The organism is Thalassobacillus pellis (assembly GCF_016908295.1).
GTDB lineage: Bacteria > Bacillota > Bacilli > Bacillales > Halobacillaceae > Thalassobacillus > Thalassobacillus pellis.
On record NZ_JAFBDO010000003.1, the window covers coordinates 507,078 to 530,857 of the forward strand.

The 23,780-nt window shown below is 40.9% G+C and carries 25 protein-coding genes and 1 tRNA gene; 15 read left to right on the plus strand and 11 right to left on the minus strand.

The genetic code is table 11. The annotated features are described in order from the left end of the window. Positions 1–159: 159 nt before the first annotated feature. Genes trpE through JOC33_RS13090 form a run of 7 tightly spaced genes read left to right on the plus strand, consistent with a single transcriptional unit; the run spans position 160 to position 6,696 of the window. A complete protein-coding gene (gene trpE, locus JOC33_RS13060; protein WP_205092953.1) occupies positions 160–1,677 on the plus strand; it encodes an anthranilate synthase component I in 1,518 nt (505 codons plus the stop codon). Then, a complete protein-coding gene (gene trpD, locus JOC33_RS13065) occupies positions 1,674–2,696 on the plus strand; it encodes an anthranilate phosphoribosyltransferase (protein WP_205092954.1) in 1,023 nt (340 codons plus the stop codon). The genes trpE and trpD overlap by 4 nt, the downstream gene beginning before the upstream one ends. Continuing rightward, a complete protein-coding gene (trpC, locus tag JOC33_RS13070) occupies positions 2,689–3,450 on the plus strand; it encodes an indole-3-glycerol phosphate synthase TrpC (RefSeq protein WP_205092955.1) in 762 nt (253 codons plus the stop codon). Before trpD ends, trpC begins: the two co-directional genes overlap by 8 nt. Beyond that, positions 3,447–4,124: a phosphoribosylanthranilate isomerase gene (locus JOC33_RS13075; RefSeq protein ID WP_205092956.1), complete on the plus strand. Its 678-nt coding sequence runs from the start codon at positions 3,447–3,449 to the stop codon at positions 4,122–4,124. The genes trpC and JOC33_RS13075 overlap by 4 nt, the downstream gene beginning before the upstream one ends. Beyond that, the gene (gene trpB / locus JOC33_RS13080) at positions 4,084–5,277 is read left to right on the plus strand and encodes a tryptophan synthase subunit beta (protein ID WP_205092957.1); all 1,194 of its coding nucleotides are present in this window, start codon (positions 4,084–4,086) and stop codon (positions 5,275–5,277) included. Before JOC33_RS13075 ends, trpB begins: the two co-directional genes overlap by 41 nt. Before the next feature lie 2 nt (positions 5,278–5,279). Continuing rightward, positions 5,280–6,083: a tryptophan synthase subunit alpha gene (gene trpA, locus JOC33_RS13085; protein ID WP_205092958.1), complete on the plus strand. Its 804-nt coding sequence runs from the start codon at positions 5,280–5,282 to the stop codon at positions 6,081–6,083. Positions 6,084–6,114: 31 nt separating this feature from the next. Beyond that, complete coding sequence (locus JOC33_RS13090; RefSeq protein ID WP_205092959.1) at positions 6,115–6,696, plus strand: aminodeoxychorismate/anthranilate synthase component II; 582 nt, start codon at positions 6,115–6,117, stop codon at positions 6,694–6,696. A 404-nt stretch (positions 6,697–7,100) separates the two neighbouring features. Here JOC33_RS13090 and JOC33_RS13095 read toward each other — a convergent pair whose 3' ends face one another. Then, complete coding sequence (locus JOC33_RS13095) at positions 7,101–7,442, minus strand: YflT domain-containing protein (protein ID WP_205092960.1); 342 nt, start codon at positions 7,440–7,442, stop codon at positions 7,101–7,103. Positions 7,443–7,656: 214 nt separating this feature from the next. Here JOC33_RS13095 and JOC33_RS13100 point away from each other — a divergent pair. Then, positions 7,657–7,729 (plus strand) — tRNA-Ala (locus tag JOC33_RS13100). Positions 7,730–8,071: 342 nt separating this feature from the next. Then, positions 8,072–8,302, plus strand: a complete 231-nt coding sequence (locus JOC33_RS13105; RefSeq protein ID WP_275576994.1) for a peptidoglycan-binding domain-containing protein — start codon at positions 8,072–8,074, stop codon at positions 8,300–8,302. 300 nt (positions 8,303–8,602) lie between these two features. Here JOC33_RS13105 and JOC33_RS13110 read toward each other — a convergent pair whose 3' ends face one another. Then, positions 8,603–9,391 (minus strand): hypothetical protein, encoded by a 789-nt coding sequence (locus tag JOC33_RS13110; RefSeq protein WP_205092961.1) that lies wholly within the window; start codon positions 9,389–9,391, stop codon positions 8,603–8,605. A gap of 1,799 nt (positions 9,392–11,190) precedes the next feature. Between JOC33_RS13110 and JOC33_RS13115 the strand changes: the two genes are divergently transcribed. Both JOC33_RS13115 and JOC33_RS13120 read left to right on the plus strand, forming a co-directional pair. Continuing rightward, positions 11,191–12,594: a NucA/NucB deoxyribonuclease domain-containing protein gene (locus JOC33_RS13115; RefSeq protein ID WP_205092962.1), complete on the plus strand. Its 1,404-nt coding sequence runs from the start codon at positions 11,191–11,193 to the stop codon at positions 12,592–12,594. A 249-nt stretch (positions 12,595–12,843) separates the two neighbouring features. Continuing rightward, positions 12,844–13,083, plus strand: a complete 240-nt coding sequence (locus JOC33_RS13120) for a hypothetical protein (RefSeq protein ID WP_239534175.1) — start codon at positions 12,844–12,846, stop codon at positions 13,081–13,083. A gap of 79 nt (positions 13,084–13,162) precedes the next feature. Here JOC33_RS13120 and ymzB read toward each other — a convergent pair whose 3' ends face one another. After that, positions 13,163–13,519: a protein YmzB gene (ymzB, locus tag JOC33_RS13125; RefSeq protein ID WP_239534176.1), complete on the minus strand. Its 357-nt coding sequence runs from the start codon at positions 13,517–13,519 to the stop codon at positions 13,163–13,165. A 170-nt stretch (positions 13,520–13,689) separates the two neighbouring features. On the opposite strand from ymzB, the gene JOC33_RS13130 reads away from it, so the two are divergent. Continuing rightward, on the plus strand, positions 13,690–14,310 hold the full coding sequence (locus JOC33_RS13130; protein WP_205092964.1) for a TetR/AcrR family transcriptional regulator: 621 nt from the start codon (positions 13,690–13,692) through the stop codon (positions 14,308–14,310). A 19-nt stretch (positions 14,311–14,329) separates the two neighbouring features. Continuing rightward, positions 14,330–15,781 carry an MDR family MFS transporter gene (locus JOC33_RS13135; protein WP_205092965.1) on the plus strand — a complete coding sequence of 484 codons (1,452 nt, stop codon included), beginning with the start codon at positions 14,330–14,332 and terminating at the stop codon, positions 15,779–15,781. 148 nt (positions 15,782–15,929) lie between these two features. On the opposite strand, the gene JOC33_RS13140 is transcribed toward JOC33_RS13135, so the two are convergent. Beyond that, positions 15,930–16,082 carry a hypothetical protein gene (locus tag JOC33_RS13140; RefSeq protein WP_205092966.1) on the minus strand — a complete coding sequence of 51 codons (153 nt, stop codon included), beginning with the start codon at positions 16,080–16,082 and terminating at the stop codon, positions 15,930–15,932. A 27-nt stretch (positions 16,083–16,109) separates the two neighbouring features. Further along, a complete protein-coding gene (locus JOC33_RS13145) occupies positions 16,110–17,123 on the minus strand; it encodes an AimR family lysis-lysogeny pheromone receptor (RefSeq protein WP_205092967.1) in 1,014 nt (337 codons plus the stop codon). A gap of 391 nt (positions 17,124–17,514) precedes the next feature. Here JOC33_RS13145 and JOC33_RS13150 point away from each other — a divergent pair, with 391 nt between their 5' ends. Beyond that, positions 17,515–19,200, plus strand: coding sequence for a methyl-accepting chemotaxis protein (locus JOC33_RS13150; protein WP_205092968.1), 1,686 nt, complete (start codon positions 17,515–17,517; stop codon positions 19,198–19,200). A 157-nt stretch (positions 19,201–19,357) separates the two neighbouring features. Here the strand turns inward: JOC33_RS13150 and JOC33_RS20655 are convergent, their stop codons facing one another. Both JOC33_RS20655 and JOC33_RS13155 read right to left on the minus strand, forming a co-directional pair. After that, positions 19,358–19,552, minus strand: coding sequence for a YetF domain-containing protein (locus JOC33_RS20655; RefSeq protein ID WP_420825712.1), 195 nt, complete (start codon positions 19,550–19,552; stop codon positions 19,358–19,360). A gap of 7 nt (positions 19,553–19,559) precedes the next feature. Beyond that, positions 19,560–20,060 carry a DUF421 domain-containing protein gene (locus JOC33_RS13155; protein ID WP_338054519.1) on the minus strand — a complete coding sequence of 167 codons (501 nt, stop codon included), beginning with the start codon at positions 20,058–20,060 and terminating at the stop codon, positions 19,560–19,562. A gap of 266 nt (positions 20,061–20,326) precedes the next feature. Between JOC33_RS13155 and JOC33_RS13160 the strand changes: the two genes are divergently transcribed. Beyond that, complete coding sequence (locus JOC33_RS13160) at positions 20,327–21,502, plus strand: LysM peptidoglycan-binding domain-containing protein (protein ID WP_205092969.1); 1,176 nt, start codon at positions 20,327–20,329, stop codon at positions 21,500–21,502. Positions 21,503–21,583: 81 nt separating this feature from the next. Here the strand turns inward: JOC33_RS13160 and JOC33_RS13165 are convergent, their stop codons facing one another. From JOC33_RS13165 to JOC33_RS13180, 4 genes are read right to left on the minus strand one after another with little or no spacing between them, the layout of a single operon-like run. Continuing rightward, positions 21,584–21,781 (minus strand): hypothetical protein, encoded by a 198-nt coding sequence (locus tag JOC33_RS13165; protein WP_205092970.1) that lies wholly within the window; start codon positions 21,779–21,781, stop codon positions 21,584–21,586. A gap of 20 nt (positions 21,782–21,801) precedes the next feature. Next, positions 21,802–22,527 carry a hypothetical protein gene (locus JOC33_RS13170; RefSeq protein ID WP_205092971.1) on the minus strand — a complete coding sequence of 242 codons (726 nt, stop codon included), beginning with the start codon at positions 22,525–22,527 and terminating at the stop codon, positions 21,802–21,804. After that, the gene (locus tag JOC33_RS13175) at positions 22,511–23,401 is read right to left on the minus strand and encodes an ABC transporter ATP-binding protein (protein ID WP_205092972.1); all 891 of its coding nucleotides are present in this window, start codon (positions 23,399–23,401) and stop codon (positions 22,511–22,513) included. Before JOC33_RS13175 ends, JOC33_RS13170 begins: the two co-directional genes overlap by 17 nt. Continuing rightward, positions 23,401–23,775, minus strand: coding sequence for a GntR family transcriptional regulator (locus JOC33_RS13180; RefSeq protein WP_205092973.1), 375 nt, complete (start codon positions 23,773–23,775; stop codon positions 23,401–23,403). Before JOC33_RS13180 ends, JOC33_RS13175 begins: the two co-directional genes overlap by 1 nt. Between the last annotated feature and the right edge of the window lie 5 nt (positions 23,776–23,780).

The window sequence follows — 23,780 nt, forward strand, 5'->3', positions numbered from 1 at the left end:
GAGTGAATGAGCAGAGTTGAGGAGAATGGATGAGCCAGAGTTGAGTGAGTATAGGGACGTCAGGGAGAGCCTGAAGAGTTGCCTGTGCCAAATCTTTTATTTTTCATCCGCATTTAACCCCTCAAACTCTCATTCTCCATTCTTTATGGAGGTGAGCGTATGACTACACGTCAAACATTTCTAGAAGATGCACGCACGCATCAGACCATTCCGGTCACTAATTCCTTTTATACAGATACATTGACACCGATTCATATGTTCCATGCGCTGAACAAGGAAGCGGTATATATGCTGGAAAGCCAGGACCCTGAATCGCCATGGTCCAATTTCTCATTCATAGGAATAGATCCGATGCTTTCTGTAGAACAGGAAAACGGCTCCTTCGTCATCCATGATTTATTCACACAGAAGAGCATGCTTGCACCTACCCTCCAGCAAGCGTTTGATCAGTCCCTTGAATATTTGCAGGTTAAGGAGCCGGACATTCCCGTTCCTTTCAGGGGCGGCGCAGTCGGTTACATCGCTTATGATGCCATATCTGATGTGGAACCTGTACCAAGGGCAATCGAAGATGACATCCCGGTGTCCAATTATCATCTTTTATTTTGCCAGACTCTTATTGCTTATGATCATAAAACGAAAGAAACGACACTTGTCCATTTTTCAAGACTTCCGGAAGATGCCTCCGAAAAAGAAATCATGAAAGAATATGACCATGCTTCCGAAAGAATGAAAGAGCTGCAGAAGAAGATGCAGGAGGATGGGCAAGTTCATGATCTGATGCTTTCCAGTAGTCCTGATACTGGTGAGGGAATTCCGTTAAATAGTAATTACAGCTATGAGAATTTCATCGCTGATGTAGAAAAGATCAAGCATTATATCCGGGCGGGAGACATATTCCAGGCTGTACTTTCCCAGCGTTTTGAAGCCGAGACCAGGCTGCAAGGCTTTCAGCTCTACCGAGTGCTTCGGAAGGTCAACCCCTCTCCATACATGTTTTATCTGAGATTCAGAGATTTGGAAGTGATCGGCAGCTCCCCAGAAAGACTGCTGCAGGTGCAAAATGGATTGCTGGAAATCCATCCGATTGCTGGGACAAGAAAACGGGGAGCTGATCAGGAAGAAGACGATGCACTGGCAGAAGAACTGCTCGCCGATGAAAAAGAGCGGGCGGAGCACCGGATGCTTGTCGATCTTGCCAGGAATGATATCGGCCGGGTGGCTGGTTACGGGACAGTTGCTGTTCCTGAATACATGACGATCGGACGCTTTTCCAAGGTGATGCATATCATCAGTAAAGTCACTGGAAAATTGAAAGAAGGCATCCACCCGATTGACGCACTGTATGCAGCATTTCCTGCAGGTACGCTGTCGGGGGCTCCAAAAGTAAGAGCGATGCAGATTTTACGTGAGCTTGAACCGACACCAAGACATCTGTACGGTGGAGGCGTTGTTTATCTTGGCTATGATGGGAACATTGATTCCTGTATCACGATCCGCACAATGACCCTGTATAAAGGGAAAATATATATTCAGGCAGGAGCAGGGATCGTGGCAGATTCGGATCCGGCGGCAGAGTATGAAGAAACATTGAACAAAGCGAGCGCTTTAAAAAAGACGATTGAACTAGCGGAGCAGATTTTTGAGAAGAGAAGAGAAGGAGTGGAGGAGAGATGAGAAACATGCTCGACAGAATTGTTGCAGGAGAAACACTAGGTGAACAAGAAGCTTACGAAGTAATGGATTTGATCATGAACGGAAAAGTCTCCAAAGGACAGTTGATGAGTTTTCTAAGTATTCTACGTTACCGCGGGGAAACGGTCGAAGAAATGACCGGCTTCGCCCGGGCAATGCGTGCTAATATGACCAAGATGGATCTTGAGGATGATGACGTCATTGACACGTGTGGTACAGGAGGAGACGGCAGTTCTACATTCAATATTTCAACTGCTGCGACAATCATGCTTGCCAGTATGGGAGTGAAAGTAGCCAAACACGGGAACCGAAAAGTTTCCTCTAAAAGTGGAAGTGCCGATGTTTTGGAAAAGCTTGGTCTTCCGATTGAACTGACCCCGGAAGAAGGAAAACGGGCACTTGATGAAAAAGGGATGACCTTCCTTTTTGCTCCAAATTACCATCAGGCGATGAAGCATGCGGTACCAGCGAGGCAGGAACTGGCTTTTCGCACTGTATTCAATTTGCTAGGCCCAATCTCTAATCCTGCCCAGACAAAACGGCAGCTGATTGGTATTTATGACACCACATATGCGGAAAAAATGGCGAAAACGCTTCGATCTTTAGGCTCCAAGCATGTTTTGATTGTAACAGGCCGTGACGGCTTGGACGAAATTACAATCACCGGAGAAACGGATGTCGTCGAATTAAAGGACGGCGAGATCCGACGGTTCACCGTCACTCCAGAAGAACTAGGCTTGAAGCGAGGGTGCATAGAGGAAATACAGATTTCACAGCCATTGGAAAGTGCGGAAATCATCCGCGATATCGTCTATGGTAAAGCAAATGACAGCGCCATGGATATCGTAACCATGAATGCAGCTGCAGGTTTGTATGTTGCAGGAAAAGCGGATGACTTAGTGGATGGAGTGGCCAAGGTTAAGAAAGCGGTTGAAACAGGTCAATTAAGGGAATATTTTGAAGCAATTACGAATGTAAAGGAGCATGTCAGGTATGCTTGATACGATTCTAGCCATCAAGAGACAGGAGATACAGACTATATTGCTTCCTGACCAGCAGGAAGCAGAGCATCATTCCCTTAATGATGCCTTAAAAAACGCTTCCCATAAGGCCGGACTGATTGCAGAGGTGAAAAAAGCTTCTCCTTCTAAGGGAATCATCCGTGACGATTTCAATCCGGTCGTTATCGCTAATGCCTACGAAAAAGCCGGGGCTGCAGCCATCTCCGTTTTGACTGACCAGCATTTCTTTCAAGGACACCGTGACTTTCTGACGGACATCAAAAAAGTGGTCAGCCTTCCTGTTTTACGGAAAGACTTTATTATTGACCATCTTCAGGTGGAAGAAAGTGCAAGAATTGGCGCCGACGCCATCCTGTTAATTGGGGAAGTGCTGGAACCAAAACAGCTTCATGAATTTTATCGGCATGCAGAAGAACTTGGTCTGGAAGCATTAGTAGAGGTTCATGCAGAAAAAACGTTAGAAGGAATTTTAAAAGAATTCACTCCGAAAATTATCGGCATCAATAACCGTAACCTTGAAACCTTTGAAACCAAACTCTCCCAGACAAAAGAGATTTCCTCGTTAGTGCCAGAGGAGAGCTTGCTCGTATCAGAAAGCGGCATCTTCACTTATGAAGATATTGAGGAGGTCGTTAACGCAGGTGCAGAAGGAATCCTTGTCGGAGAAGCTTTGATGCGGCAGGGTAATATTGGCGAAGCAGTCAAGCGGCTGATGGGAGGTGTCCCTTTATGACAACGCCTTTGGTGAAGCTATGTGGAAACCGTTCCTTACAAGATCTGAAGTACAGTTCTGAGTCGAGTGCAACACATTTGGGCTTCATTTTTGTAAAAGGCACAAAGCGTTATGTACGTCCTGAGCGCGCTGGGCGCTGGGTCAGTGATGTGGAACCGTCTCAGAAGCTTGTTGGGGTATTTATCGAGCCGACACTTGAAGAGCTTGAAATTGCACTTCATTATATCCCTCTTGATATTATTCAGCTCCATGGAAATGAAACAGTCTCCGAAGTACTGAAAATCAAGGAAAGCTTTGATATTCCTGTCTGGAAGGTCATCCACCATGCCGATTTTGGCATCGATTATATGCGATTATTCCAGGGAGCAGTCGAAGGCTTTGTCATTGATTCAAAAGTAGCAGGAGCCTATGGTGGAACTGGAGTGAAGTTTGATTGGGAAGCAATCCCTGCTTATACAAGGGAAGCGGAAAAACAAGGAGTGCCTTGCCTGGTTGCAGGCGGAATCAATCATATAAATGTTACAGACGTGCTTGATCACTACCCACATGGAATCGATTTATCAAGTGGAACAGAAACGGAAGATGCAAAAGACAGAAAGAAAATAGAAGTATTGATGAGAGAGGTGGAACGTTATGGTGCAAGTGTATCCAGACCAGAGAGGGCGATTCGGTGACTTTGGCGGCAAGTATGTGCCAGAAACATTAATGGCTCCATTACAGGAATTAGAGCAGGCACTTGATGAAGCGATGGAAGACAGGGAATTCCTCAAGGAATATCATCACGTCCTGGAAGAATATGCCGGACGTCCGACAGCCCTCACTTATGCCGATAAGATAACGGAAAAATTAGGCGGGGCAAAGGTTTACCTGAAGCGAGAAGATTTAAATCACACCGGGGCTCATAAATTGAATAATGCCATCGGTCAGGCGTTACTTGCCAAGCGGATGGGAAAAAAGAAAATCATCGCCGAAACAGGAGCTGGGCAGCACGGCGTGGCATCGGCAACGGTTGCTGCCAAATTCGGACTGAAGTGTAAGGTGTTCATGGGTGAAGAGGATATCCGCCGTCAGGAACCGAACGTATTCCGAATGAAAATGCTTGGCGCAGAAGTTGTCCCTGTTTCCAGCGGACGGGGAACATTGAAAGATGCGACCAATGAAGCGATCCGTTATTGGGTGGCGAACTGCGAGGACCATTTTTATCTGATCGGCTCTGTTGTCGGTCCTCACCCATATCCACGAATGGTCCGCGATTTCCAGCGCGTTATAGGCGATGAATCGAAGCGCCAGTTTTTAGAAAACGAACCGACACTGCCAGATTACATTTATGCCTGTGTAGGCGGCGGCAGTAATGCAATCGGCATGTTTTACCCATTTTTAGGAGATGACTTAGAACTGATTGGTGTCGAAGCTGCCGGGAAGGGTATTAACACGTCCGAGCATGCTGCTACACTGAGCAAAGGGGATCGCGGAGTCATTCATGGGTCCCTGACATTCTTATTACAGGATGAGCACGGGCAGATTACCGAGCCATATTCCATTTCTGCTGGCCTGGATTACCCTGGTATAGGTCCCGAGCATGCCTATTTATTCGATACGAAGCGGGTCCGTTATGAAGCCGTGACAGATGCTCAGGCAATGGACGCACTTAAGCTATTGACGGAGACAGAGGGCATCATCCCTGCTGTGGAGAGTGCCCATGCCCTTGCCCAGGCGTTCCAGGAAGCTAAGGACCTGCCAACTGATAAAACCGTACTGATCAATTTGTCAGGCCGCGGGGATAAAGACCTAGCGACCATTATGACACATTTCCAGGAGGAGGTTTAACCATGCTTACACAAACGACTTTTCAAGGTAAGTTGAGCAAAACAAGCGATCTGTTCATACCGTTTATTGTAGCTGGCGATCCGACTCCTGATCTGACGATCGACCTGGCTTTGAAACTCCAGGAAGCTGGGGCTGATATATTAGAGCTGGGTGTTCCATATTCTGATCCACTCGCTGATGGGCCGACTATCCAGCGTGCTGCAAAACGCGCCTTGCATCATGGAATGTCTTTGACCGGAGCGATTGAATTGATTCCAAAAATGCGTGAACACGGATTAACCATACCAGTGGTTATTTTTACGTACTACAATCCGGTCATGCGGCTTGGGGAAGAAAAGTTTTTCGATTTGCTCAGCGAAAACGGGGCGGAAGGGGTGCTGATTCCGGACTTACCACACGAGGAAAGCGAATCTGTACGTAAATTTGCCTTGTCCCATGACATTGAATATATTTCCCTTGTAGCTCCGAACTCGGAAGAACGTATCCAGAAAATTGCTGAACAGGCTCGAGGTTTCTTATATTGCGTTTCGACACTTGGCGTTACTGGTGGGGAAAACACCCTCTCCAGTGAAGTTGTCGAATTTATTGGTAAGGTGAAGCAGCACAGCAAGGTTCCGGTAGGCGTAGGCTTCGGGATCTCAACAAATGAAGATGTCAGAATGATCCGCGAGCATGCTGACGGGGTAATTATCGGCAGCAAGATCATTCGGCTGATAGAGTCTGAAGTTGATGCATTGGTGGATGAAAATAGCCGGAAAAATGCCCTGGAAACTTTTTATCGCAATGTACAGGATTTAGTAGAGTAAACGGAGAAAGAGCAGAGAGGAGTTGAGCAGAGTGATTTATATGATCGATCATTACGATTCCTTCACATATAATATCGTACAGTATCTTGGAGAAACAGGGGAAGAAATCATTGTCAGACGGAGCGACATGGTGGATATTGCAGAAATTTCCGATTTGAAACCGGATTTGATTTTCCTTTCGCCAGGGCCATGTACCCCTGATGATGCGCCGCTGACCCTCGACGTGATCAACCGTTTTAAAGGGGAAATACCCATCTTTGGAGTCTGTCTCGGTCATCAGGCCATCGCGCAGGTATTTGGTGCCCGGATCATCCAATCAGAGGAACTGATGCACGGAAAATCATCGCTGGTTCATCATGATGAAATAGGAATCTATCATGGTCTCCCAACCCCGATGGAAGCTATGCGCTATCATTCCCTGACTGTTGATATGCATAGTTTACCTGAGACGTTTGAATTGGCAGCGGTAACCGTGGAAGGGGACATCATGGGTATCCGCCATAAAACATATCCGATTGAAGGCGTTCAATTCCACCCTGAATCTATCGGTACCAAAGAAGGCAAGCGCTTGATCATTAATCTGGTAGAGCAATACGTGAATGTAAAAGTATAATGCTGCTCATATTGAATGGAGCACATACATGTCTAATTCTTATAAAAAAAGACCTGGTGACCTGATAGACCCACTGAAAAAGTCCTTTATAATCTAATTTAGCGGTTAAAGTTTGTTATTGATTCTCACGAATCGCTTGCCGGCGGATGCTTGCCGCGGGCACAGCCTCAGCTAAATTGGTCAAGAAGATCGCTTGACCAATTGGATCTTCGGCTCGTGCTGTTCCCGCAGGCGTCACTGCCTCTCGCTCATCGTGGAATCAACCATGTTATAACCTTGAAAATCCTAGTCAAAAAAAAAAACGGTCGGTATAGATGCAAAACTCCATACCATACCGACCGTTTCTTTTGATATCATTCCTTTTTTAAAAACTTTAGTTTTTCAGTGGACTTGGATTCCAGATCTTAAAATTTCACATTATCTTGATTTTTTACAACTAATAATGTCTTTCCTTTTTCTAATTCTTTATGCAGCTTTTGAGCTGTTGATTGTTCAAAACCTATCTCTTTCATTTTGGAAATTAATTTGTCATCTTTACCTCTGAAGACATTTTTCGTAGCTGTACCAAGACCAGTTTCTTTCACACCAATTTTGTTTGCATCCGTAGATCTTTTAGCACGCCTGACATGGTCATTGTCGTGGGAGAGAATATAAATATCATCTTCTTCGATACCTTCTCCCTTAACCCGATCGATAGATTCACTTAATTGTTCATCGTCATGAAAGATTTGATAATTAGGTTGCATTCGAAATCGCCTCCTTTAGAGGAGAGTTTCCCGATTAAGAAAGAATTAAACTCTAGTAACAGAGTACTATAAAAGCTTAGAAGCATTATTATTTAGGAAGTCATCATTGTACTTTACCTATTTTAATAAAATTTCCAAAGCATGCATTTTCCCCTTGATATTTTATTCCAAATCGTTATATAATACTGATTGTCGAGTTAAAAAATTGAATTACGGGGCATTAGCTCAGCTGGGAGAGCGCTTCGCTGGCAGCGAAGAGGTCAGCGGTTCGAGCCCGCTATGCTCCACTCCTTAAACCCTTGTTATGCAAGGGTTTTTCTTATGTGTAGCCTTCTAGGTTAAAGGGGCTAATTAGCCATTTGTTGACGAATTGTTGACGGATTTTTTCAAAGGGGCATATTTATCGAATTGGGTTGCAGTCTGTTTGGCTCTCTTTTTTGAAATGTGGCCATATATATCAGTCGTGATTTTTAGAACTGGAATATAGCTTTTCCCTTTCTTTCTTGCTTATAGAACTCCTCGATTAAGTCCACTAAGCTCAGAATTTGAACCTTCTTGCGAAATTGCGAGGGCAAACTATCGCTTCTGATAAAAAGATAAACAAAGGAATCTCTGTTCCGGAAAAAAATTTGTGGCTAACCTCCCCGCAAATGCATGGAGAAGCAGTCCAACAGCTACAGGAAGCCCTGGCATCCATCTATTTTTATCCGGAAAAAGGTGCGCCAAACCATGGGATTGATGAATACTATGGACCAAACACAGCTGATGCTGTGCGTAGATTCCAGAGTTATTATGGATTGAAGCAGGACGATGTTTACGGTAGTAAAACGAGAGAAAAACTTTCACAACTTATGAAGTGAGGAAGGGATGTAAGGCCTTCATACCAGTTTAATTTAAAAAGCATTATACCGGTGAGGCCTTATGTCCATGTATATGGTTAAGATACATACTACTTATTATATTATTTACCTAAGGTGATTTTACTCAACAACAGAAAAGGTAACACTATAAAGATTTTGTGTATGTTCTCTACGACAACGAAACAATACATCGAGCGTGTTCAAGAGTTGATTGATAATAAAGTGCTGAACGGTGAACGAAAACAAAAAAAGAACAGCTATTATTAGCTGTTCTAGTAACATTCTTGATAGTTTTAGGGTTTACTTGGCAATAAATTTATTTATATTAGGTGCTTTGTTATTATTATCAAGTGCAAATTTGAAGTAGTCAATAATGGTTAGCTCCGAATTACCCTTAATAAGATTCTCTACGTTGAACTTCAACTTTAATTCTTCTCCAACATCATACTTGTTGGTTATGTTACCAGCAAAAGATAAATCATGTTGGTCATTATCATCACCAACTGTAAAGATTGTATTATTACTTTCCTTATCAAACTTTATTTCTTTAATTGTATCTTTTAAATAAATTACATCGCCGGCAGAATAATCTTTTAAAGCATATACATGTACACCAAGTTCTTTATCGAAGAACTGCTGATCTAGTTCTTCTGCAGTCAGTGTATTGCTTAAATTAGTTTTTTCTGTGGTAGTAGCTATGTGTGAATTTGATGGTTTGATTATATTCCCATATTTCTCTACAGTTATGAAGTGTTCACTTATTTCAGCTTTCTTGCTAGGAGAAGCTAAAGCTGTTGTTGTTTTAAATATTTCTTTTTCTATACTCTGGTTAGCACGAGAGACCGCATATCCTCGGTTGTGTCGATAAGTTAGGTATGGTGTCCACTTTTCTTTATCATTTTGTATCCAAATAGCTCTATAAGATCCAGTCGCACCCGCCTCATAAATGGTCCATTGAGTTGGGTTTACACTTCTGTTAACAACCCAGGATCTATATGGGTTTTCCAGTATAACTGTAATCTTTCCAGTGAAAAGTTGGTAGAATGGAGCATCTGCATATATGTTAACACTATGACTACTCGAGGCCATATTAAAGTCGAAATATGTACCGCCACCAGCTGAGCTAGAATTAAAATAAATTGAGCCGGGTGTAATTTTATCAGCATATTTTCCGTAAGTTACACTAGGTGAAACATTATAATAATAATTTGCACCATATTTAAAGCCTGCTTGAGCAATTGGCCAAATTAGTTTCTTTAACCATGGGACATAACCTGCTTCACTTTCTTGTTTTGTTATTAAAGGAGTTTTTTTACTAATATGGTCTAGATTTATTGTAAATGTGCAGATAATACAGCAATGACAACCGTTAGAGTTAGAAAAAATTTAGACTTCTTCAATGTCCATTCCTCCTATATTCAATATTCTGGTTTACAAGTATTAGCAAATCTTGTATATTCGTAACTATTATTAACATATTAGATTGGGGTTGTATGAAGTGTTAAGATTTCTCCAAGTTTTTTATTTCGTTGTTTGCTGGGTTGTCTTTCATAAATTATTTGGCATGTTATATTTTTATAGAGCTCCAGTTGATAGCTTTGTTATCAGTTTGCTAGGTTACTTACTTGTTTTAGTTTTTTCATTAGCTACTACAATCTTCACATTCAAATATGCCAAAAAGGTTTATTCAAATAAAGAAAATAAAAAAATTATCTAATTAAATATTAGTTCAATAAGTGATCAAAAATAATAATCAGAAAAACTTAATGCATTTGTTCTCAAAACATTCACCTCCTATATGGTTAAGTTAAAACAACAGGACTTTTATATGAAAGTGACCTGTCATTAACTGTTAATAAAATACCATCATTTTTATATTTTTTGGTAATTTTATGGGTGAATGAATATTTTTCACTAAATAAATAGTTATAAATACCCAAATAATGTTTCGGGGGTATAATGAGCGATCGGATGTAAGTGTGGAGTCATGTAGAGCGCCTATAAGTCTGAGGGCTTTTTTTGTGTAACAAATGTAGGGTTTAGCCTGCAAATTATAGGAGTCAGTATAAGTTTGGTTAAATAATAATGTATTATTTGTGAACATCATCCTTTTTACCCATCAACAGGATATAATTGGATGGGGGGATGAGAATGCAAAAGTCAGAGGAACACCGATTATATAAGTTAATCGGCACTTCAAAGAAGTACGGACAGATTACCTGTTATGTGCTCTATAACTCGAGAATTTTTTATTTGGATCATGTGCTTTATGAAAAGAACTTTACGAACATATGGGATGCGAAGTTAATAAGATATTTGTGCTCCTTGGAAGAGGATATATTAAATGGGGTATTTGATGATCATAGAAAGACCGAATTACATATTCAATACAGAGAAGCCCTCCTACTTGTATAGCAGGAGGGTCATTTTTTATGTTGTTGACGAATTGTTGACCTAATTCGTCAACAAGGGTTATGTTTGTTCCTATTCATTCCTAAAGTTGATTCAAGAAAACCCGTAATGGCAGGTTTTTTCTTGTTTTATCATAATGGTTCTTAAATAGTAGTCGTGACTGGCAGCGAAGAGGTCAGCGGTTCGAGCCCGCTATGCTCCACTCATATAGATTAGAAAAAGTCCTTGATATCAAGGGCTTTTTTTAGTGCTAAGCTTTCCTTTTTCATTAAAGCAGGTTTGCGTATGTTCCTGCTGCCTGAATCTTTGAGCTATAAGGCATCTAGGTATATCGTAGATGGTGTGAAAAGTCCTGTGTTATCAGTGGGAAGGGCCTATTTACAAATCAACCTCCTATAACTAAGCTGTAAGTGTGATTTGTTAATAAGTAGGCGTATTCTGTGGTTTTGGGGACTAAACAAAATGGAGGTTATCAATTGAGAAGATCACCTTGGTTTCCTGTTGTCTTGGTTTTGGTGTTAGTTTTCATCGGTTTTTTTACTCCTGAGTCAGTCATAGGTAAACAAAATGAAGGACTGGAATATAAAAAAACGTCGACTATGAATTCATCCAAAGACAAACCACAGATATACATTATACCGACAAATGATCCTGAAAAAGCTGATCAAGTGATAAAACAGTTAGAAAAAGGAAAAATGCCAGAAGAACTGGGTTTGATCTCAGGTCAAAAACATGTACCAAAGGAACAAACGTTAAAACAGATGGCATCGGAAGCAGCAAAAAGTAAAAAGACTTTCCCGGTAGAGATGGATTCAGTTGAAACTGCTGAAGAAGGCACTGCTTGGGCACCACCTCCTTTTGAGTATGACAATATTCAATTTGAAGAGTGCATGGATAGGGAAAACATGGATGGCTGGTGGTTCAAAAATAAGTATGCGTCCTGCTGGTCTAATTATATTGTATACTCCGACCCGGCGGGGTGCGGGCCAAGCTGGTTCCCTTTTGGTTGTGATTGGGTATCTTTCCGATTGACCGTACTTGCTCACGGCTACAATGGTTTACGTACAGTAGATTACAGCTATAAAGTAGATGACATAGACATGGATTTGGACAGCCAGGGTTGGATTGGTTCAAAAGTATCCATAAGTATGCAATGTGATGGCATCTCTGAGTACAGAGATTGTCTAGGGGATGAATCACCGGACAAACGGACGTTGGCTCAGTGGCGCTCACATGGCGAGGGATACACCATATTTGAGTCAGATCCTCCTCCAGTTACCGCTGGAAATAAAGATCAGGTCAGCTTTATGGATCTTTGGCCCAGAGTGACAATTGACCCGCCGGGAAAGAAACTTCCTCCATTGACCTCAGACGGCCGAAAACAGAAAGTTAGAATGGACTCAGCTGATTATATGTTTGTGTTCCAACCTTTTTTCTGGCCAAAAGAAGGCTCAGTTTTTGCTGAAGCCACTCCTGTCTTCTATTATAAAATGAATGATCCTTACTTTAGTATCATGAAGGAGGCTTTTCAGCATCATAAGGATGCTTTGAAATCCCCAGGAAGTTTGTTCCCTGGAATTGAAGGCAGGCCGCCGTTGACTCGCTTATATTCCAAGTACGATCCAGAACGGTATGACGCCAATAGAAGAGCAAAAGATAAAGCTTGTGCCAAGATAGAAAAACCTGGTGAAGGATACGAATGTGACGAATTCCCGTTTCGCAGTACGTATGAAGGAGGTGCAACAGGAGAAGCCGGAAAATTCTCAGTAAGATACATTCCAACGGCCGCAAATAACTCGCACGGGCGCTTGCTTGCTGCATGGTACGCTTATAACCGAATTTTGCATAAGGATGAATTTTACATCGGGTTTAAAGAGTAAGCTCCAGTTGTCTATAAAGGCTTTAAACAAAAGGGAATATACAATAAAATAATAGACACTCTATCCTAAAAAATGATAGGATGGAGTGTCTTTTTTGTGGCAATAAATATTATTTATAGTACAATGTTTCCGTTGCTTACGAGTACATTATATCGTAAAAAAAGAAAACATTGTTTTCAGACTTAAAGCATCATTTCACTCTCTTTAACATATCCTACAATTAATAGACTTAATAGTAGGAGGAGAGAAATGATGGTATTGACGTACGGTAAGTTGGCATTTATCCAGGATCTGCAGCTGTTGTTTGAAAAGCATAATGTACAAGCTATCAGTGTGGATGGAACAGGTAATCTCTTTACGGTTAACAAGGATGGTTCACTGACTGTTAAACAGGGAGCTACGATTAAGTCCTTTAAAGTTCATCCTGAAGAAAAGAAGCCTGCGAAATTTAAAGTCATTGATGGACAAGCCTTTAAAAAGAAAAAATAGTGATTAAAAATCTGCTTACCTTTGTAAGTGGATTTTTTATTATCATTGAAAAAGAGTACCCATATTTGGAATACTCCACTTAGTCAAGATGTGATGCTATTTCAATGGTGTAAGCCCCACGATCTGTTTCCAGCAGGAACTTGGAATTGTCAAATTGATATTTAGAAGAGTCTTCCAATGGTATCTCATAATAAGAGGCAGGCAGCGGCTGGGATTCGCTTAAATCAGTCATAACCTCCCCATTTCCCTGTAGTTTCAAGGTATGCATAGGCTCGTAATCATCGATTCGCCTGGTATCTGTTGCGTAAGAAATAGCGCTTAACTTTAATAATATGGTATCGTCATCCTCTAGCTCGTGTTTGGTGATTTTAATGGTTTCTCCGTTCCATTGCTTCAATAATTCATTGAATTCCTCGATAGATAAATATTGTGGCATTTCCATCCCTCCTGCTTTTTATCCTGTCCTGAGAACGGATATTGATGCAGGTTTACATTCATCTGATTCCTGATGCTTTAATATTGACTTATGACACGGTGTCACTTATAGTATTTGTTATGGTTACAGCTATGTGACACCGTGTCATTTATATTGTAAGGAGTAATAATATGCCAAAACAAACGTTTTTCAACTTAAAGGAAGAGAAAAAAAGAAAATTAATCGAAGCTGCCAGGGAAGAGTTTTCGCGTGTATCCCTTTATGATGCTTCCATTACCAATATACTGAAAACAGCTGGAATTCCACGCGGGAGTTTTTATCAATATTTTGAAGATAAAGAGGATGCATTCTTTTATCTGTTGAATGAACATGCTGAGGAACGGCATCAGAATTTTTTATCAAGCTTGGAAAAATACAATGGTGATTTGTTTTTGGCGATGACCGAGGTTTATCGCAATGTACTTGATTACTCGCAAGGACAAGGAAATAGCAACTTTATCCGGAATGCTCTCCTAAATATGAATTACAAAATAGAGCATACCTTTACGAAGCACCTGATGGAAAAAAGCAGGGGTCAGCGCGCCAATGAAATCTACAACCTTGTCGAAACGGATTCGTTGAATATAGCTTTAGAGGAAGATTTTTATCATGTGATGCAGATTATGATTGCCATTACCTTTCATAATCTGGTTCATTGTCTTTCCAACGATTTTACAACGGAAGAGGCTTTGGATAAATACACAAAAGAAATAGAACTGATTAAGTCTGGACTGATGAAAAGTAACAATTAATTTAGAAAGAAGGATCTCTATGTCAAATCATCATGACCAATCGTCTGAACCAATAAATAAAGTACCATTATTGATTGTTCTGTTATCAGGAGCATTTGCTGCTATCCTGAATCAGACATTGCTTGCGACTGCCATACCTCCCATCATGGAAGATTTACATTTGGAAGCAAGTACGGCACAGTGGCTGACTTCTATTTTTATGCTGGTCAATGGAGTGATGATTCCGATTACAGCCTTTCTGATAGAACGTTTTACTACTAGAAGGCTGTTTTTGACTGCGATGGGGTTGTTTGCTGCTGGTACGTTGATTTGCGCAATTGCCTCAAACTTTGGAATTTTGATGGTCGGAAGAATCGTCCAGGCATCTGGTGCTGGCATTATCATGCCTTTGATGCAGACAATTCTGTTCCTGATTTTTCCTGTTGAAAAACGGGGAGCCGCGATGGGGATGTTTGGCCTCGTCATTTCCTTTGCACCTGCAATCGGTCCAAGCCTATCCGGATGGCTGGTCGAACATTTTCCGTGGAGAAGTTTATTCTACGTCATTTTGCCGATTGTCATAGCTGACTTTATCCTGGCTTATTTCTTGTTAAAAAATGTGACCAGGCGGACGTTTCCTAAGCTGGATATACTTTCAATCATATTATCCTCTTTCGGGTTTGGTGGCTTGTTGTATGGCTTCAGCATTGCCGGAACAAATGGCTGGGGCAGTATCCAGGTCCTGGCTTCCATCATTGTAGGGGGCTTGACTTTAACATTTTTCATACTACGTCAATTCAAGCTCAAGCAGCCGATATTAGAGTTTCGGGTTTTTCGTTATCGCATGTTTGCCCTGACTACTGCTCTTGGTATGGTCGTATTCATTGCGATGATTGGAGCGGCAACAGTTTTGCCGATCCTGATGCAGAATATGCTTGGTTTTACTCCATTTGAATCTGGATTGATGCTATTGCCGGGTGCTCTGGTAATGGGTTTTATGAACCCGATTACTGGGAGGCTTTTCGATAAATTCGGTGCCAGATGGCTTGCAATCGGCGGATTATCTATATTGACAGTTACCACCTTTTTATTCACTAATATGACGCCACAAACGTCATTTCTCTATTTGACGGTAGTCAATGCATTTCGGATGTTATCGGTAGCCATGGTTATGATGCCTGTGACAACTGCCGGTCTGAATGAGCTGCCGCCTAGGTTGATCCCACACGGAACGGCAATGAACAATACGATGCGGCAAGTTTCCGGGGCGGTGGGAACGGCACTGCTCGTCACTGTCATGATGACAGCAGCACAGCCTTCTGAAGGAGTGTCCGGGCTTGTTCATGGCGTGAACGTTTCCTTCATTGTGGCAGGGATTACAGCTATTATTGGATTAATCCTATCATTCTTTATAAAGGATCCAAGAAGAATAAAGGAGAAAAATAACGAAATCCAACCACAGCGTACCAAACAGAAAATTGTCCAAAATTGATAATATCAGAAAAACTTTGCTTGTCGCCAAGTCCTTATGGAGAAAGCCTTAGTGTTACTTATACTTTATTCCTTTAACAAAGTTACACTTTCTTAAAGTATAAAAAATCCACTTACAATACGTAAGTGGATTTTTCGTGTAAGTATGGTTAGCCAATGCCAGGTTCGCCTGGATCTGCGTAATAAAAAGATATTGTATCGCTGGATTGTGTTTCTGTAACATAGTCCTGTATCCCAGAGGTGCTAGCGGCTGCAGTCATGAAAATGATAGATAAAACCAGGTACATTAGGAATTTCTTCATTTTACCACCTACCTTTCCTAAAATTTTTCAAAAACGCTCCAGGTATGTTTTAGGTAAACGGGCAAAGAAGTAATCCCCGTTTTCGGATATAAATCGATGATAAGAATTATTCATCATAGCACGGTCTCTTCGGGCGAACCCTAAATAACATTCCTGAAATGGCGTTAATGACTCCAATTTTTCCAAAATAGCAATTGCTTCTGGATATTCCCCTCGGGCTAGGAAAAGGTGTGCTTTTTCGACGGGATCGGGGGTATCGATTCCGTCTGTTTTCTGGTGAAATGCTGCAATAAATGGAATAGTGTGGTTGGTGATACCGGATATGACTCCTTCAAATCCATGGAGGCGGGCTATATTCAAGGCGATATTCGCATGATCAATTGCCGCATTGTAGCCATCATACAGGCTGCAAAGTGCCAGGTTATGATGAATTTGACACTTCCTGCGCGGCGAAAGCTCAATGTTGATTATTTTATAAGCATGCTTCTTGGCGAGTAATGGATAATCTGTCTTCCAATAATGGTTGAACAACACTTCGTTGTATCGGAGTTTCATGTAATAGTGGAATAATGGTTCCTCTACACGTAATAGAGCCTGATAGATAACATCCATAAACTTGTCCATTCCAGTGAATTTCATTAAATCGTAATATCCATATATCTTTGTAAAAATATGAAGGCAATGCAGGGAAGGATGCTCGAAATGAAGAGTTTCCACCCATTCAAGATCTTCTGAAGTAAACTTCTTGTGCACCCGTCGGTAAAGGATGCCATACAGTACTTTCGCTTGATCATCCACCTGGTAAGATTGTAAGAAGTACTCAAGGTCGGTGAAGTAATCATTCATATAGAAGAATTCTAAATAGGCCAATTGATCTTCCATCGTGTGAGGAAAATTACTCAAACAGTATTCTTTGACGATTTGTGTAGCTTTTTCTTGTGGGTGGTCATCCAACAACGTCAAATAAAGGTCATAAATACTAGATGTATGCTTCATATGAAGCTGGTGGATAGGGCTAGGTTCAATAATATGATTCCCCATGTAACCGCCTACTTTCTTAACTTCAAGTATAATTATATATGTCGAAATAAGGAAAATCTACAATTTTTTGAAAATATTGAATAATTAGGTCGAAGTGTGGGAGTTTCATGAATCTATAGACCTATTTTGGTGGGGGAGCGACTCTTAACAATTTCTTATTATTGATAGACTATACCACCTTTTATTATATCAAATACTGCAAACAGGTAGAATTCACAAAAAATCCACAATTGTTTAAAGAGTAGAAATGGCTGGGAATTTGACGTTCTAGTGGGTAATTTCTATAAAAATATTTTCTTACTCTTTTAAAACTCTATAATCAGACAATTAATTCAGCCGATATAAGATATACAGAGATTATATATCTTCTGAACTGATTAGGGGGAGAAAAATGAAAAGTATCAAAGGCAAGATTCTGCTTGGATTTTCTGCTGTCATTATGCTTACATTGTTTTTAGGTGTATTTAATTACTTTGCTAATGCAAAGGCCAATCAGAAGATGGAGGAGATTACAAATAAGCAGCTACCATTGCTTATCACTGATGAGAAATTGTCCTTTTATTTAGCGGAAAGAATCGCTTTATCAAGGGGTTATGTATTATTTGGCGAGGAAAGCTATCGGGATAAATTCAATCAATATACCGAAGAAACGGCTGCTTTACAGGAGGAACTGCTTAAACTTTCAAATTCTGCCCAAGCCGCTGAATTAGTTGAAAAAAGCAGACAATGGCTTGAACTAGTGGAGAATGAGGTGTTCACCAATTATGATAATGGAGAAGAAGAAGCTGCTCTGACAGCATTGAGAGAGAAGGTAACGCCGCTAGGGGTAGAGCTGATGGATGGATTTCTGGAAATGGCTAATAACAGAGAAGAAGCGATTCAGACACAGGCTGATGATATTTTAAGCAGTGGAACAACTCAGATTTTAACTGGAACGATAATTTCTATAGTTGTGATACTAACCGGTGTGGTGCTGGCGCTTTGGATTGCCAACAATATTTCCCGACCGGTAATCCGTGTAGTTGAAAGGATGAAGGAAATTGCACAAGGGGACATCAGCCAAGGGGAAATCACAGTAAAGTCAAAAGATGAAATCGGCCAACTTGCTAATGCCATTAATGAAATGCAGCGTTCTCTGAATAAAGTTATCCAGCATGTTGCCCATACATCCGAGCGTGTCTCCAGTCAAAGTGAGGAATTGACTCAGTCTGCGATAGAAGTGAAAGAAGGCAGTGAACAGATAGCTTCTACTATGCAGGAGTTATCTTCCGGTGCAGAGTCCCAGGCGAATGGAGCATCGGATTTGACAGATAACATGACTGACTTCAGCAGAATAATTAAAGATGCCAACACGGATGGAGAAACTGTTGCTACTATGACTAATGATGTTCTTGCAAAAACAAAAGAAGGGCAGGATCTAATGAAATCATCCGTTGTCCAAATGAGGAATGTCGATCAGATTGTCAAAGATGCTGTCAATCAAGTGAAAGGGCTTGACCAGCAGTCGAGGGATATTTCCACCCTTGTCCAGGTAATTGAAAATATTGCCGAGCAAACAAATTTGTTGGCACTGAATGCTGCAATTGAGGCAGCAAGGGCCGGAGAGCATGGAAAAGGCTTCGCGGTAGTTGCTGCTGAAGTCAAGAAGCTTGCTGAGCAGGTTACGCATTCTGTGGGAGATATAACCAGGATTGTCCAAGATATTCAATCCCAATCTACAGTAGTCGTTGATTCTCTTGAACTTGGATACAGGGAAGTAGGCGAAGGTTCCCGTCAAATTAAAATTACCGGTGAAACCTTCGACCAAATCAACGATTCTGTACTTGATATGGCTGAAAGAGTTCGTAATATTTCGGCTAATCTTGTCAATATAGCGGAAAACAGTAACCAAATGAATACATTTATTGAAGAAATAGCATCCATCTCTGAGGAATCAGCTGCAGGAATCGAACAGGTTGCGGCTTCAGCACAGCAATCTAACAGTTCTATGGAAGAGGTTTCCCAAACCGCAGATGATCTCGCTCAGTTGGCGGAACAGCTGACGCAGCAAGTCAGTAGATTTAAATTTATTGGCTGAACGTAAAAAACCTGTCCTGTTTTATAAACAGAGACAGGTTTTTTTACGTTAAGAAAGCATAAAGTTTTTGCTAAGAAACTCTAAGGATAAATTTTAGATGCAAAGGGAGGGAAACTGACATATTAACAACAGGACGAGTGAATGCTATTTTAATAATTCATTGATAAGGACTGATGGTCAGGTTACCTTGCTCATCAAGGGTAGCTAAAAGTACATTGTTCAAAGCTTCGTTTTTCTGCGTGAGTTGATCCATAAGCCATGTATCATCTCTTCCCAATTGCTGGAGCTCATTTTTATGAATTTTCCCTTCTTTGATGACAATTTGCGGAAGAGAGAAAGGTTTAGTTGCCATACCCATATCAGAGGGGGTGAGGGGCTGGTACTTCGGTTTTAAAAAAAAACGAAATTGTCCCTCCTGTCTCCCATAGAGCGAGGGCAACTTTTTGAATGTCATCTATGTTTTCTTTGCGCAGCTCCGTAAGCAGGCTATCAATCGTAATGCGGGCTTTCTTTAAATTGTGATAATTGATTTTCCCTTTCTCAATCAATTTTATCGGGGGAGGGTCCAGCAGCTTTTGGAAAGGAGTTAATTTCAATGTCAGATGAATTCCCAATAAATAGAGAATGGTCAGGACACTCATCGTAACCAAGGATCCTTTCATACCTAATCCTTCATCGGAAAGGGGATGGGCAACGATATTACCTATAATCAGTGCTATAACGAAATCCATAAACCTTAATTGGGAAATAGATCTTTGGCCCATAATTTTTGCAATTAGAGATAAAAATAGAAAGCCAACCAATGCTCGCAGTATCCATTGATAGACCGTCAATGACTCCTGGCTGCTGAAAAACTCCATTCATATCCACTTCCTACTCACTAAGCTGTTCGTAACATGACTATTTTTACCAATCTTTTCAATTATATGTAACCTTAAATACAGCCCATTTTTTACTTAGTGTAGAAAATATTTTGATGAAAGAGACAATGCTAGCGCTTATTCGACAAAAAAGTTGTATAATAGATTTAAATAGACGAAATTTTCAGAAATAAGAAAGGGGTGAAGATTTTTTCACAGCAATCCAGTGGTTGGGTTCTTTAAAAAACTGAATAGAGGTGGAAAAAATGAGCAGGCTGTGGAAGCTTACTGTAGTCTTTTCCTTGTTCTTTGCCACTTTCCTTTCTGTTACTCCTCATACCGAAGCTGCTGCTTCTAAATTCATTACAAAAGGAAGTACCACAGGTAAAATGGCCGCACTGACATTTGATGACGGATCCGATGGTACAAACATCAATAAAATCCTTCAGGTGCTTTCTGATCACAAAGTGAAATCTACCTTCTTTCTCACTGGCTCCGGAACGAAAAACCATCCTCAATCCATTAAGAATATTGCCGCCCACGGACATGAATTGGCCAATCATTCCTATAGTCATCCTGATTTTACCAAGCTGTCTTCCACTCAGATAAAAAGTGAACTTGATCGTACTGAATCTATAGTAAAAAGTACAACAGGGAAATCAACCAAACCTTTATTCAGGGCACCTTTTGGCTCCGTGAATTCTCATGTACTAACTGCTGTTGGTAATGCTGGTTATTCTTATAGCATCCATTGGAATATTGATACACTCGATTGGAAAGGTCTTTCTAAAAACCAAGTTTATCACCGAGTCGTCAACAACATTGTACCAGGGTCAATCGTGCTTATGCATACAGGTGCAGGAGCTTCTGGCACACCGGCTGCCCTATCTGATATTATCCGAACATTAAAATCAAAAGGGTATCATCTGGTTACCGTTTCCGAGATATTGAAGCTGGACCCTATGCCAAGTGGGATAACCCATTTAGTTAAAACCGGTGACACATTGTATGCTATTTCAAGAAAATATGGCGTTACTGTGAAACAAATCATGGAAGCAAATAACTTGGATAATGCTAATTTTATTAGGATCGGCCAGCTGTTGACGATTCCGGTTGCAGGAAGTCCGTCTCATCCGACACAACCTGGTGGAAGTACCTACACGGTAAAAGCCGGGGATACTTTATACAGCATTGCCAGGCGATATAATGTAACAGTCGATGGTCTGGTGAGAGCTAATAATATTCATAATCCAGCATTGATCTGGACAGGGCAGCAGCTTGTCATTCCTGGAAAAACTACAATTTATGTGGTGAAAGTAGGGGATACGCTCTACAGTATTGCCAGGAAGTTTGGTTCAACTGTTTCGAAAATAGCTGCTGCTAATAAAATTTCTAATCCGAGCCTGATTCATCCCGGACAAGCCCTTACAATTCCCGCTTAACTTTCTAGTTAACTTCTAGAGACCCGGCAATTTTAAATGTTCGGGTCTCTACAGGATACTGTTTACTCTCCCAACCTTGTTTTATTTTCGGTGGTCTTTCATTACATGGGTTCCTATTAATCCAATAATCAAAATCGCGAATGAAATTCCGTTATAATCTTTGAAAAAAGTGGTGAACGGAATATCGAGAAGTAAAAACAAAAATGTCAGAAGTCTGCCGATCATCAGTGCAAACCCTATGACTAGCATCCAATTAAAGAGTTTTTCTAAAGTTAACATTGTTTCCTCCTTGTAGGTAATCATTTCATTTTAATTCGGACTCTTTTGGTAGTAAAACGGACAATCACTAGCATGGCGCTTATAAGAACAACAGAGCCTATGGTGGAAAAAGCTAAAGGCGGTTTCCACATAACATCAATATTAAGCAGCATTTTTACAGGGGTTTTCATTTCAGATTCCCATAAGATGTCATCCGATACTGCAATGAAGATAATTGCAAGAACGATATAAAGAATCCCGCCGAAGCCACCTAACCTATAAAATCCAGCTCCAATTATCCATCCCGCCATGAAATATACTTGGATATTTAATGTAAACGTCAGTACACTTGATAGCATGGTGGATTCAGGCCCTAAAAATAAGACTGTAGCGTCTGCCGGATTAATGAATTGTTCAATAGCGGTAATGAGGACTGCGGCCACCATGATTATAATGGAAACAACACAAGAAGATATTGCAGCTCCGTAAAAATAGTTTTTGCGAGTTACTCCTTGCTTTGCAAAGAAGGTGAGAAATCCAGAGACTGAAATAATACCAATGACGAGCATGAAAATTTTCGAAGGGTGATAAGCAAACGTGAGAAAACTATGGGTATCCAGGTTCTGGGAATTTATGGTGACTTCTCCGCCTATGAAACGAAACAGGAAATAAATTAGAAATACGATAGCAAGGAACCATGCGGTCCATACCAGCTGTACCCATGATAAATCGACAGCCACTTTTTTATAACTATTGAACATTTTCATAATCGTCCTCCTTGCTGGTTAAATGGATGAACAAGTCCTGGAGCGATACAGCCCCAATTTCTAACCCTGCTTGCCTAGCTCCCCTTAACTTTTCATCACTTATTTTTCCGTAAACCATTACCGATTTGGTACCTCCCAGCTGTTGGCTGTTTAATTGCTTCATTCCATTTATGAATTCATCTACCTTTTGCCGGCCGCCAGTGATAGAGATGCCACGGTCCATCAACTGGTCAATTGGCTCATGTAACACTAATTTCCCTTTATCAAGGATAATGACCTCTTCAAATAAATAATCCATTTCTGATACAAGATGGGTGGAAAGGATGATTGTGCGTGGGTGTTCTGCATGATCTTCCAGTACCTTTTGATAAAAAACCTCGCGTGTAGGTGCATCCATACCAAGGTAGGCTTCATCAAAAATGGTGATTGGCGAACGATTGGCAATCCCGATTGTCACATTTAATGCGGATTGCATTCCGCGGGACAGCTTTTTCACCTGTTTTTCCAAAGGGAGCTGGAACAATTTCACCAATTCATCTGCAAGCTTTCGGTCAAAATCAGGCCGATAGCGTTCAGCCGCTTCAAGCATTCCTTTTACCTTCTCGGTCTCGTCACTATAATCTGTCTCATATACGAAAGTGACCTGGGACATTATTTCAGCGTTTTCGAATGGATCTTTTCCGTTGACAGTTATGTTTCCACTTGACGGTTGACAGAAGGATGCAAGGAGGGAGAGAAGCGTGGATTTACCTGCACCATTTCTTCCCAATAACCCATAAATCTTGTTACTCTTCAGCTGTAAAGAAATATCTTTGACCGCAGCAAAGCTCCCATAGTTTTTACAGACTTGAGAGATTTCGATATCGTATCCCATTAATAATCACTTCCTTTTAACTGTTTTATAATTTTCATTATTTCGCTTTCTGGTATTTCCAGTTTGGCGGCTTCCTCGATCATTGGGCGGACATATTGATCCGTAAACATATCTTTACGCTGACCCAGCAGCTTCTCCTTAGCCCCTTTAGCTACGAACATTCCCACACCCCTTTTTTTGTAAATGATCCCAGCGTCCACCAGCAAATTGATTCCCTTGGCAATGGTTAAATGATTTATTTTATAAAAGTTAACGAGTTGTGTAGTTGAAGGTATTTGTTCATGCTCTTTTAAGTGATCATTGACAATCTGGTCTTCGATCCGTTCCTTGATTTGGATGAAAATTGGTTTACTGTCATCTAATTTTTGATTCAATAAGA